General features: G+C 63.8%; 11 protein-coding genes and 1 tRNA gene. 10 read left to right on the forward strand and 2 right to left on the reverse strand.

Going from position 1 to position 11,109, the window contains the following annotated elements:
* The first annotated feature begins 543 nt into the window (after window positions 1-543).
* Both Q2941_RS48290 and Q2941_RS48295 read left to right on the forward strand, forming a co-directional pair.
* Window positions 544-777, forward strand: a complete 234-nt coding sequence (locus Q2941_RS48290) for a hypothetical protein (protein WP_458197069.1) — start codon at window positions 544-546, stop codon at window positions 775-777.
* A gap of 376 nt (window positions 778-1,153) precedes the next feature.
* Window positions 1,154-2,200 (forward strand): hypothetical protein, encoded by a 1,047-nt coding sequence (locus tag Q2941_RS48295; RefSeq protein ID WP_458197070.1) that lies wholly within the window; start codon window positions 1,154-1,156, stop codon window positions 2,198-2,200.
* 94 nt (window positions 2,201-2,294) lie between these two features.
* Here the strand turns inward: Q2941_RS48295 and Q2941_RS48300 are convergent, their stop codons facing one another.
* Window positions 2,295-2,591 (reverse strand): DUF736 domain-containing protein, encoded by a 297-nt coding sequence (locus Q2941_RS48300; RefSeq protein ID WP_458197072.1) that lies wholly within the window; start codon window positions 2,589-2,591, stop codon window positions 2,295-2,297.
* A 47-nt stretch (window positions 2,592-2,638) separates the two neighbouring features.
* Here Q2941_RS48300 and Q2941_RS48305 point away from each other — a divergent pair, with 47 nt between their 5' ends.
* Entirely contained in the window at window positions 2,639-2,992 is a 354-nt protein-coding gene (locus Q2941_RS48305) for a hypothetical protein (protein WP_458197073.1), read from the forward strand.
* A gap of 594 nt (window positions 2,993-3,586) precedes the next feature.
* Window positions 3,587-4,594: a tyrosine-type recombinase/integrase gene (locus tag Q2941_RS48310; RefSeq protein ID WP_458197074.1), complete on the forward strand. Its 1,008-nt coding sequence runs from the start codon at window positions 3,587-3,589 to the stop codon at window positions 4,592-4,594.
* A gap of 206 nt (window positions 4,595-4,800) precedes the next feature.
* Here the strand turns inward: Q2941_RS48310 and Q2941_RS48315 are convergent.
* Window positions 4,801-4,877, reverse strand: a tRNA-Pro gene (locus Q2941_RS48315).
* A gap of 68 nt (window positions 4,878-4,945) precedes the next feature.
* Between Q2941_RS48315 and Q2941_RS48320 the strand changes: the two genes are divergently transcribed.
* From Q2941_RS48320 to Q2941_RS48345, 6 genes are all read left to right on the forward strand, one after another.
* The gene (locus Q2941_RS48320) at window positions 4,946-5,935 is read left to right on the forward strand and encodes an L-threonylcarbamoyladenylate synthase (RefSeq protein WP_458197075.1); all 990 of its coding nucleotides are present in this window, start codon (window positions 4,946-4,948) and stop codon (window positions 5,933-5,935) included.
* Window positions 5,936-5,955: 20 nt separating this feature from the next.
* Window positions 5,956-7,383 carry an FAD-binding oxidoreductase gene (locus Q2941_RS48325; protein ID WP_027524328.1) on the forward strand — a complete coding sequence of 476 codons (1,428 nt, stop codon included), beginning with the start codon at window positions 5,956-5,958 and terminating at the stop codon, window positions 7,381-7,383.
* Complete coding sequence (locus Q2941_RS48330) at window positions 7,380-7,835, forward strand: GNAT family acetyltransferase (protein WP_027524327.1); 456 nt, start codon at window positions 7,380-7,382, stop codon at window positions 7,833-7,835. Before Q2941_RS48325 ends, Q2941_RS48330 begins: the two co-directional genes overlap by 4 nt.
* 8 nt (window positions 7,836-7,843) lie before the next feature.
* Window positions 7,844-8,425, forward strand: coding sequence for an NUDIX domain-containing protein (locus tag Q2941_RS48335; RefSeq protein WP_027524326.1), 582 nt, complete (start codon window positions 7,844-7,846; stop codon window positions 8,423-8,425).
* 306 nt (window positions 8,426-8,731) lie between these two features.
* A complete protein-coding gene (locus Q2941_RS48340; protein WP_458197076.1) occupies window positions 8,732-9,661 on the forward strand; it encodes a glycine reductase in 930 nt (309 codons plus the stop codon).
* Between the two features lie 15 nt (window positions 9,662-9,676).
* A complete protein-coding gene (locus Q2941_RS48345) occupies window positions 9,677-10,870 on the forward strand; it encodes a CaiB/BaiF CoA transferase family protein (RefSeq protein ID WP_458197077.1) in 1,194 nt (397 codons plus the stop codon).
* Window positions 10,871-11,109: the final 239 nt, after the last annotated feature.

Below are 11,109 nucleotides of genomic sequence, written 5' to 3' on the forward strand. Positions count from 1 at the left end.
CGACGAATTGCTGCCGTGGGCGTGGGTCCGCGAAGATCATGTCAATGCCTGATTAAGTGCAAGCTTCGGACGCTTACCTTGCCTCTTGCCTCACTCCCTCGCCGGCGTCGCTGTCGTAACCGTCCGAATCCCGCACGTCCCTTCGATGATGTGTTCTCGTTCCATTTCGGGTTCTCTGGTTCTCCTAAGGAGGCCTCCGCACAATCGCTACGGCGTGCACACGGACAGCGGTCCGATTGCTCTTCAGGCGTTCTGAGGCATACATGTCGAAGCGATGAACATCAGTGGAATGGGACATGCCGAGCATGGCGCAACGCTGGTCTCTCACCGCACTCGCTGCGCATTTGGCGCGATCGGATGGAACAATGCGGCAACGAAATGGACTGGCGTTCCCTGCTTCATCGTAGTGCCCGGGCGCAATTAAGCAGCGCTGCTAATTGCGCGCGCTGTAAGTATCACTTGGCACCGCAAGGAACGGACGGGCTGTCAAACCGTAGGCGCTTCACCGAAGAGCAAAACCGGGCGATGGTGTAGGAGACGGAAATGCCTGGCGTTGCGGATGGCAGCTGTTTGCCGCCGCATAGCATCGCTACCAGTCAGCTCTTCCGCCGGCGGATCCAGTTCGGTCTGACCATTCGTAAAACGCCGCAACTCACGATGGTGATACTCGCCGACGGCGCTGTGAACCGGGTGCCCGCGCTCAGCACGTTGCGGGATCTGGTGCGGCCGCCAGACGGGATGACGGCGATCATAATGGAGATCGCGCAGCCGACGTGATGGAGCCGCGTCATCACCATACGCCGCAGCACTCTATCGGAAGGCTGCGGCGTGCTATGGCGCGCAATTTGGCCATTCAGCTGCAGCGTCCCACGTGGCACCTATGTTGGACGTCGGAAGCAGCCCGGAGCCGTGAGGACAAGGTACTCAGCGCTGGTGCATCGCCGCCGTCGCCCGTTCGTACTGGTCCGCTCAGGATCGTTCATGAACGATACCGAGAGTTGGGCACCAGCGGCAGTTCTGACGAGCCGTCGTGGTCTCGGTCGCAATAGCGTTCGATCCCGCGGCCGCTACCGCTCAGCCTCATCGCCGGACCGGCCAGCCGAGGACGTCCATGCGGTCGTGCCGGCCGTTACGCGAGGAGCAACTTCTCATCATGACCGAAACCATTCCGACCCGTCCATTCGATAAAATGGAGGCCTTGGCTTGGCTGCGCTCCCAGCCGGAGGGAGTCGTGACTGCCAGTGCGGCGGAGCTCGGGCGCCGATGGGGCTGGAACAGGATGCGGGCCGGACGCCGGTTGAAGGCGTGGGAGAAAGCCGGTTTGATTCGTCGGAAAGCCGAAGCGATCATCGCAACTACGTCTGTTACATCGACCGTTACCGATGTTACGCCGACGGTTGCAGAGGCAGTCAGCGTCACGCTCATGCCTGAGACTGTGATCACGCGGCGTTCTATGATGCCGGTCAAGCTCGCCGCATTCATCGTGGCGCTGGCGCTTGCTTGCGTATCGGCGGCCTTTTCGATCGATGGCCTCACCGCAATCTTTGCCGGCGCGTTCTGGCCCGTCATCACAATGGGCGCCGCGCTGGAAGCCGGGAAGCTCGTCGCGGCGGCGTGGCTGACCGAGCATTGGAACTCGGCGCCGCCGCTTCTGCGCCTGGTTCTCGTCGCGATGATAGGTGTGTTGATGGGGCTGAACGCGATCGGGGTGTTCGGTTTCCTCACGCGCGCCCACCTCGAACATATGATGGCCATCGATCTGGCACTTGCAGACAGAACCGCCGATATCGATTCTCGTCTGGCTATTCAGGGTCAAACCGTCGCCGACCTCGATCGGCGTACCGCCCAGATCGACGCCGCCATCGATCAATCGACACGGCTTGGCCGACCCGTTGGCGCCATGACGATCGCTGACCAGAAGCGCCGCGATCGTGCCGACATCGTCGCGGAGCGCCAGCAGCAGGCACAAGCCCTCGCCAGCCTACAGATAGAGAAAGCTAAAATTGACGCCCAGCGCCGGCGGGCCGAGGCGGACGTCGGCCCGCTGCGATATCTCGCTGAGCTGACCGGTGCGCCGGCTACCGACCTCGAGCGGCCGGTCCGTCTGCTCACTCTGGCGCTAGTCGCCGTCCTCGATCCGATGGCGGTGGTCCTCCTCCTTGCCGCCGGCATTCACACGACGCGCGCCGGCTCACGCTGACATTTGCGGTGATAGCCTGAGAGCAGAACGGTGCTCGCCGCTCTCATGAGCGAAGAGCCGCGGCGCCTCGCGGGAAGCGAGGCGCCGCAAGGAGTCAGCGCGACCAGACGAGCGCGTAACCTTCATCGACCGCCACGAGGTTGGCGTAGATCGGCGCCGGGAAGGACGGGTCGTCGAGCTTGACCGAGTGATACACGGTGTTGTCCTTGGAAGTCCGCTGCCACGCGGCGCCAATCTCGACATTGCCAGCCATTACGCGCAGGTTTGGAGCCTTCTCGTTCTCGGAAAGTTCGGCCGCAAGGAAGCGCGCCTTGATGTTGAGCGAGAGCGTCTTGATGGTGCCAGTGTACGAGCCGTCTTCGGCGCGGGTGAAGGTGCCAATCTGAGCCATGGTGATCTCCTGTTGCTGTTTCCAAGCCCGCAACCATCGCGGCCTTGATGGCGATCTTTGAGCGCCGCAACGACTGGCCTGCAGCCTTGGCCCGCAGCGTCAGCGGAGGATGGCGGGTTGAGCGATCTTGTTGCTTCGCGAGGAATGCCGCCGCTTGGCGGCAGGGGAAGAAGATCGCGAATGAGCCATTGCAGGCAAAGGTCGGCGAGCGCAGCGAGCGTATTGTGGCGCGTGATCCGCCAGCAAAGACCGCTACGAGGCGGGTCGAGGCAGCCTTACAGGAGGGCATGGCTCACGTGCGCGCCGTGGCCGACGCGGACCGCACCGCTTTAGCACCCGGAGCGATCTCTCCAGAACGCAACAAAGGCAAGCAAACTGAGACGAAAATGCAGCAAAAATAGCAATACTGATTATCCTCCCGCTCGCAGCGGTCTGGTTGCAGGTTTCGAGCACAGTGAAGCTCACCTGTCTGTTCCGTGCGGGCCAACAGTCGGGGTTCGCGGCTTCTCGATCGGACCAAGCAACCGATATGCCTATGCTCGCGACATTCTATCCAATTTTTCGATTTCCTGTTTTTAGACCTTCAACTCGTAACGAAAACGGTTTTCATGGCGCGAACGATGTTCGGCGTGGTCTTAGACCGCCTCGGCTTTCATTCATGGAATCGGCTAGGCGGAGATCTCCTATACACTTTTCCTCTGTTCATTCTTTTCGTCGGGCTCGATCGGTTTGCCAGGCATTGAAGGTGCCTACGAGTTCTAAGTGATGCCTACGACAACTGTAAATTCAGTCTTGTCAGAAGTGACGAACAAGCTCGCGTTCGCGGATCAATCTGTTCCGCTGCGATTAGCGACTGCGGCAAAAATTGCCTTTCCTGACGGGTCAATGACTGCGTCCGGCTTACGAAGTGAAGCCAAAAAAGGGCGCCTTGTCGTAGAACGAATTGCGAACAAAGATTATACTACCCTCGAAGCGATTGCACGAATGAGGGAGTTATGCCGCGTCCAAGCAAAGGAGCCCGGCTGTACAAGCGAAAAGCGCGATACACCGACGGAAAGCTCGTTCACCAAGCCGTCTGGATTATCAAAGATGGCAACCGCCATATCGGCACGGGATGCGTTGCGGGTCCGTCTCAAACAAAGCCGCCTGCAGAAGCAGAGCAAGCTCTAGCAGACTACATCGCTCGAAAGTATCAACCCGAACGCCGGCGGCAGGATATCGAGGATATCGACTGCGCTGACGTACTGTCGATCTATTTGACCGATATTGGCGAGCCGGGCGAGCAGTTCGAGATCGAGGCCCGAATCGAGCGGCTCAACGAGTTTTGGGGCGGCAAGAAATTGTCGCGGGTCAACGCTCAGACCTGCGCGGCCTTCGTCAAACATCGCGGCAACCGCGGAGGTGCCCGTCGTGACCTTGAAACGCTTCGCGCCGCGATCAACCATCATGCAAGAGAAGGCTTCCATCGAGGCATGGTACGGGTCTCGCTTCCGCCCAAGGGCGAGGCCCGCGACCGATGGCTCACGCGAAACGAAGCAGCCGCGCTGATTTGGCATTGTTGGCGCCATCGGGAGAAGCAGACGATCCATTCAGGGACCTCAAAAGGTGATCCGGTCGCCACGAACCGCCGGCCTCTGAGACATATCGCCCGGTTTGTTTTGATCGGCCTTTACACTGGCACGCGGGCAGGGGCGATTGCCTCAGCGTCGCCCTACTCCGAGCCCGGCCGATCTTACGTCGACCTTGAGCGCGGCATCTTTTACCGCAAGCAGATCGGCAAGCGGGCCACCAAAAAGCGCCAGACGCCGGCGCCCATACCGCCCCGGCTGCTCGCTCACCTGCGTCGCTGGAGGGATCGCAAGCTGGTTGCCACCTGTTTCGTCGAGTTCAATGGTAAGCCGGTTGCATCGGTGAAGAAGGGGTTCAAAACGGCTGTGGGGCTTGCCGGTCTGCCAGGTAAGGTCACGCCGCACACGTTGCGCCACACGGCAGGACTTGGCTGATGCAGCGCGGCGTCCCGATCTGGGAGGCCGCCGGGTTCCTCGGCATGTCCCCAGAGGTCCTGCAGGACACCTATGGCCACCATCATCCCGACCATCTGCAGGGAGCGGCAGCCGCCATCGGCCAAAAGGGCCGGTATGTTTCGGTGGCCGAAACGGTGGTCAGCTTGACCGAGGACAGAAATCAGAAGAAAAACTCTAATGATTTCTGGTCGGAGTGGCAGGATTCGAACCTGCGACCCCTGCGTCCCGAACGCAGTGCTCTACCGGGCTGAGCCACACTCCGACAAGAAGGCGGCTTATAGCGTCGGGTTTGGCACACCGCAAGCGGCCGATTTGAGGAATTTTGTCCCAGTGAAAACGGGCCTGACTACCGAGATTCTACCGGCCGGACCGGCCGCCACCGATGCCGCCGCGCGGGCGCTTGCGGCGGGCCTTCTGGTCGCGTTCCCGACCGAGACGGTCTACGGGTTGGGTGCGGATGCCGCCAACGCGACCGCGATCGCCCATCTCTACGCTGCCAAGGGCCGCCCCGCCTTCAATCCGCTGATCGCTCATGTCGCCGACCTCGCCGCGGCGAGGCGCATCGGACGATTCGATTCGCGGGCCATGAGGCTCGCGGAAGCCTTCTGGCCGGGGCCGCTGACGCTGGTGGTGCCGAAGACGGATAACTGCCCGGTCGCTGAGCTTGCGACCGCCGGGCTCGATACGGTCGCGATTCGCGTCCCCGCCCATCCGGTCGCGCAGGCGATCCTGCGTGCCTTCGACGGGGCGGTGGTGGCGCCGTCGGCGAACATCTCCGGCCACGTCTCCCCGACGCTGGCGGCGCATGTGGAAAGCGATCTTGCGGGGCGGATCGACCTGATCGTCGACGGCGGGCCGGTCGAGGTCGGCGTCGAATCGACGATTCTCGGCTGCTTCGAGGCGCCGATGCTGCTTCGCCCCGGCGGACTGTCACGCGAGAAGATCGAGGCCGTGCTCGGCGCGCCACTGGCGCGGCCGCCGCAAGATGTCGAGAGCGACGACAGCCAGCCGCTCGCGCCCGGCATGCTCGCCTCGCATTACGCCCCGCGCGCCACCGTGCGGCTCAATGCGCATGATGTCGCACCCGGCGAGGCGCTGCTCGCCTTCGGACCGGCCGTGCTGCCCGGCGTCGAACAGGCAGCAAGCGTCATGAATTTGTCGGCGAGCGGCGATCTCGATGAAGCCGCCGCCAATTTGTTCGGCTATCTTCGCGCGCTCGATGCGAAGAGCCCGCGCGCCATCGCGGTGATGGCGGTGCCTGAGGAAGAGCTCGGCGAAGCGATCAACGACCGGCTGCGGCGCGCAGCGGTCGGGCGGTAAGGAGCGGGAAGAAGAAAGAGATGAACGTGACGAGAACTGCCATGCCGCCGCTGCCGCCCGAGTTGATCGAGAAATTCCGCGCCATCGTCGGCGCCAAATATGCGGTGACCGATCCGGCCGACATCGAGCCTTACGTCACCGAGGAGCGCAACCTGTTCCATGGCCGCTCGCCGCTGGTGCTGCGGCCCGCAACGACTGCGGAAGTCTCCGCGATCTGCAAGCTCGCCTCCGAATACAAAATCGCGCTGGTGCCGCAGGGCGGCAACACCGGCCTCGTCGGCGGCCAGACGCCGCACAATGGCGAGGTGGTGGTGTCGCTGCGCCGGCTGGACAAGATCCGCGAGGTCGATACCGCCTCCAACACCATGACCTGCGAGGCCGGCGTGGTGCTGCAAATCGCGCAGCAGAAGGCAGCCGAGGTCGACCGACTGTTCCCGCTGTCATTGGGCGCGGAGGGAAGCTGCACCATCGGCGGCAATCTCTCGACCAATGCCGGCGGCACAGCAGCGCTCGCCTATGGCGTCGCGCGCGAGATGGCGCTGGGGCTCGAGGTCGTGCTCGCCGACGGGCGCGTTCTCAACGCGCTGTCGAAGCTGAAGAAGGACAACACCGGCTACAACCTGCATAACCTCTTCATCGGCGCCGAAGGCACGCTCGGCATCATCACCGCGGCGACCCTAAAGCTGTTTCCGAAGCCGCGTGCGATCGAGACCGCGTTCGTCGGGCTGAAGTCACCGGCAGAGGCGCTGAAACTCCTGACGATCGCGCAGGGCGAGGCATCGACCGCGCTGACGAGTTTTGAACTCCTGGCGGAAATGGCGGTCGACTTCTCGATCCGCCACGGCATCGACGTGCGCGATCCTCTGCAAGAGAAGCATCCCTGGTACGTGCTGATGGAACTGTCCTCGCCGCGCGACGATGCGCGCGCCACGCTGGAATCGATCCTCACCCGCGCGATGGAGGAGGAGATCGTCGACGACGCCGTGATCGCGGCGAACCTGACGCAGCGCTCTGGCTTCTGGAAGCTGCGCGACGAGATGTCGGCGGCGCAGAAGCCCGAAGGCGGCTCGATCAAGCATGACATCTCCGTTCCCGTCGCCGCGGTGCCCGCCTTCATCGCGGAGGCCGATGCCGCGGTCGTCAAGCTGATCCCCGGCGCGCGCCCGGTGCCGTTCGGCCATCTCGGCGACGGCAATCTGCATTACAATGTCAGCCAGCCGGTCGGGGTCAATACCGCCGACTTCCTCGCCCGCTGGCACGACGTCAACGCGGTCGTGTTCGAGATCGTGCTGCGCATGGGCGGCTCGATCTCGGCCGAGCACGGCATCGGCGTGCTCAAGCGCGACGAGCTGCCCGAGGTGAAGGACAAAACCGCGATCGAGCTGATGCGGCAGGTCAAGGCGATGCTCGACCCCCTCCAAATCATGAACCCCGGTAAAGTGCTGTGAACGTGCCCGTCTCCCCTTCCCCGCTCGCGATCGCCGAAATCGCGGATGCCGATGTCGAAACCGTCGTCGCGCTCTGGCAGCGCTGCGGCCTGACGCGGCCCTGGAACGATCCGCATGCCGACATCGCGCTGGCGCGGCGCGAGGCGAACTCGACCGTGCTGATCGGGCGGAACGGCGATGCGATCGCGGCCAGCGCGATGGTCGGCCATGACGGCCATCGCGGCTGGATCTATTACGTCGCGGTCGATCCCGATTGCCGCAAGCGCGGCTATGGCAGCAGCATCATGGCCGCCGCCGAGGACTGGCTGCGCCAGGCCGGCATCGCAAAACTCCAGCTCCTGGTCCGCCGCGAGAACAAGCAGGCCGGCGCGTTCTACACGTCCCTCGGCTTCGAAGAGTCAACGTCGGTGATGTTCGCCAAGTGGCTCGACGGCCGGGATCCGACCCCTTAGAGGCCTGCATGTCCGTTTCCGATCGCGTCCGCGTCAAAGATGTCCGCCTGCTCTCGGACAAGAAGTACATTCTGAAAGCGGCGACCTTCGAGTGGCGCCGCAACGATGGGCAATGGCAGACGCAAACCCGCGAGGTCTATGACCGCGGCAACGGTGCGACGCTGTTGCCCTATAACCGCAAGCGGCGCACCGTCGTGCTGGTGCGGCAATTTCGCTATCCCGCCTTCGTCAACGGCTATGACGACCTGCTGATCGAAGCCGCCGCCGGCATGCTCGACGACGCCGATCCCGAAGCGCGCATCCGCAGCGAGGCCGAGGAGGAGATCGGCTATCGCCTGCATGACGTCCACAAGGTGTTCGAGGCCTTCATGACCCCCGGCGCAGTAACGGAGAAGCTGCACTTCTTCGTCGCCGAATACGAGCCGGAGATGAAGGTTGGCGACGGCGGCGGCCTCGCCGACGAAGGCGAGGAGATCGAGGTGCTGGAGCTGCCCATCGACGAAGCGCTTGCGATGATCGCCGACGGCCGCATCGTGGATGCGAAGACGATCATGCTGCTGCAATATGCAGCGCTGCACGTCTTTCGGTAGCTAGGTCGAGCCGCGTGCGAGCTGCTTTCCCTCCTCCCCTTGCGGGAGAAGGTGGCGCGCGCAGCGCGCCGGATGAGGGGTTGCATCCGCGCGCTCGGCGCTGAGAATTTTTACCCGCGGGGAGAGACCCCTCACCCGTCTCGCCGCTTACGCGGCGAGCCACCCTCTCCCGCAAGGGGAGAGGGGACAGCAGCGCAATTCGCTCCAACACGCCTGCAATACAGACCTGCGTCGCCCTACCCGCTGTTGAGCAAATCGCCGACTATCTCTACTCTGTCCGCAACAAGAACCCGAGGAGACGCGCCCATGTCAGCTCCGCGCGACGATGAATTCGGCTTTGCGCCCGACTACGACGCTCCCATTCCCTATATGCAGCGGACCCGCGATTACTACGCGGCCATCGGCTACACCACGCCGTATCGGTGGGCGCACTATGTCGACGCACCGTTCCAGCCGCTGAAGAAGCCACTGGCGCAATCGCGCGTAACCATCATCACCACGGCCGCGCCTTACGATCCGACCAAGGGCGATCAGGGGCCGGGCGCGCCCTACAATGGCGGCGCAAAGTTCTACAAGGTCTATGACGGCGACAGCTCGCAAGCGCACGATTTGCGCATCTCGCACATCGGCTACGACCGCAAGCATACAAGCGCGACCGACAGCGGCACCTGGTTTCCACTGCCGCAGCTCCTGAAGACCTCTGCTGCTGGGCGCATCGGCGAGGTGAGCCAGCGCTTCTTCGGGGCGCCGACCAACCGCAGTCATCGCGTCACCCTCGACACCGACGCGCCGGAGATTCTGGCACGCTGCCTCGCCGACGAGGTCGATGTCGCAGTGCTGGTGCCGAACTGCCCGGTCTGCCACCAGACCACCGCGCTGGTCGCGCGGCATCTCGAATCCAACGGCATTCCCACCGTCGTCATGGGCTGCGCCAAGGACATCGTCGAGCACGCCGCCGTGTCGCGCTTTTTGTTCTCCGACTTCCCGCTCGGCAATTCCGCCGGCAAGCCGCATGATGTCGCTTCGCAATCGCAGACGCTGGAGCTCGCATTGAAGCTCCTCGAGTCCGCCAGCGGCCCGCGCACCACGATGCAGTCGCCGCTGCGCTGGAGCGAGGATGCTTCCTGGAAGCTCGACTACAACAACGTCGCACAGCTAAGCCCCGAGGAACTTGCGCGACGGCGCGCCGAGTTCGACAAGCAGAAGGAGATCGCGCGCGGCAACCGCGCGGCCTGACGGGAGAAACGCGCCGTGACGAGGCCCTTCGAAGGCGTCAAGATCCTCGACTTTACGCAAGTGCTGGCTGGCCCCTATGCGAGCTACCAGCTCGCGCTGCTGGGTGCCGACGTCATCAAGGTCGAGCGGCGCGAGGGCGAGGACATGCGCCGCACGCCGCTCAGCCGCGAATGGGCCGAGCGCGGGCTCGCGCCGGCATTCCAGGCGATCAACGGCAACAAGCGCAGCCTCACGCTCGGTCTGCAAAAGCCGGACGCGATCGCGATCGTGAAGAAGCTCGCCGCGCAGGTCGATGTCGTCATGGAGAACTTTCGCCCGGGCGTGATGGACAAGCTCGGCATCGGCTACGAGGCGCTGTCCGCGATCAATCCAAAGCTGATCTATTGCGCCGTCTCCGGCTTCGGCCAGACCGGCCCCGATCGGCTGCGCCCGGGCTATGACGGCAAGATGCAGGCGCTTTCCGGCATCATGGCCATCACCGGCCATCCCGAGACCGGGCCGACGCGCGCGGGCTTTGCGGTATGCGACGTGCTCTCGGGCGCGACCGCGGCGTTCGCCGTCTCCAGCGCGCTCTACCAGCGCGACCGCACCGGCAAGGGGCAGCTCGTCGACGTCTCCATGCTGGAGGCGACGCTGGCGTTCCTGTCGGGCCAGATCGCGGACTGGTCGGTCGCCGGCCATCGCCAGCAGCTCTCGGGCAACCAGGCGGTCAGCCGCAAGACCACGGCGAACCTGTTCAGGTGCGGCGACGGCTACATCCTGCTCGCCGTCAACAACGAGAAGCAGTATCGCGCACTGATGACGGCGCTCGGCCGCGCCGACACGCTCAGCGATCCGCGCTTTGCCGACTGGTTCTCCCGCAACCAGAATGAGCCCGCGCTGCGTGCGATCATTGAGGCCGCGCTTGCGACGAAGAGCCCGCGCGAATGGGAGACGATCTTGGAGGACGCCGGCGCGCCCTGCGCCAGTATCTGGACAATCGAGGAGATCATCGACCATCCGCAGATCGTGGCACGCGGCGCGATTCAGGAGCTCGACACGCCCTACGGCCGCCTGCGCTTTGCTGGCAGTGGTTTCAAGCTCGCGCACGGCGGCGGCAAGCTCGACCACATGGCGCCGGCGCTGGGCGCGGATACGGATGCGGTGCTGGGCGAGCTCGGTTTTAACGAAGCGGAGATCGCGGATTTGCGGGCAAGGGAGATTGTGTGAGGTCGGCGCCGCAAACTCTCCTCGTCGTCCCGGGGCGCGCAAAGCGCGAGCCCGGGACCATAACCACAGGATCGTGTTTGGCGAAGATTCGTAACCACCAGCTCGCGCCACAACTGCTCCCTGTGGTTATGGATCGTAAGTCTGGGTGCCTCACGTATGGTAGGGTCGAGGCGGGCGTTGCGAGGTTTATGGGAGGTCTCAGCGACCGTCGGGATCTCGCACCCCGCCTTGATTGATTG

Source organism: Bradyrhizobium sp. UFLA05-153 (assembly GCF_054185185.1).

Coding starts and splice junctions, on each gene's coding strand:
- Q2941_RS48290 (WP_458197069.1), top strand. CDS start 544: ATGCCTGGCGTTGCGGATGGCAGCTGTTTGCCGCCGCATAGCATCGCT.
- Q2941_RS48295 (WP_458197070.1), top strand. CDS start 1,154: ATGACCGAAACCATTCCGACCCGTCCATTCGATAAAATGGAGGCCTTG.
- Q2941_RS48300 (WP_458197072.1), bottom strand. CDS start 2,591: ATGGCTCAGATTGGCACCTTCACCCGCGCCGAAGACGGCTCGTACACT.
- Q2941_RS48305 (WP_458197073.1), top strand. CDS start 2,639: ATGGCGATCTTTGAGCGCCGCAACGACTGGCCTGCAGCCTTGGCCCGC.
- Q2941_RS48310 (WP_458197074.1), top strand. CDS start 3,587: ATGCCGCGTCCAAGCAAAGGAGCCCGGCTGTACAAGCGAAAAGCGCGA.
- Q2941_RS48325 (WP_027524328.1), top strand. CDS start 5,956: ATGAACGTGACGAGAACTGCCATGCCGCCGCTGCCGCCCGAGTTGATC.
- Q2941_RS48335 (WP_027524326.1), top strand. CDS start 7,844: ATGTCCGTTTCCGATCGCGTCCGCGTCAAAGATGTCCGCCTGCTCTCG.
- Q2941_RS48340 (WP_458197076.1), top strand. CDS start 8,732: ATGTCAGCTCCGCGCGACGATGAATTCGGCTTTGCGCCCGACTACGAC.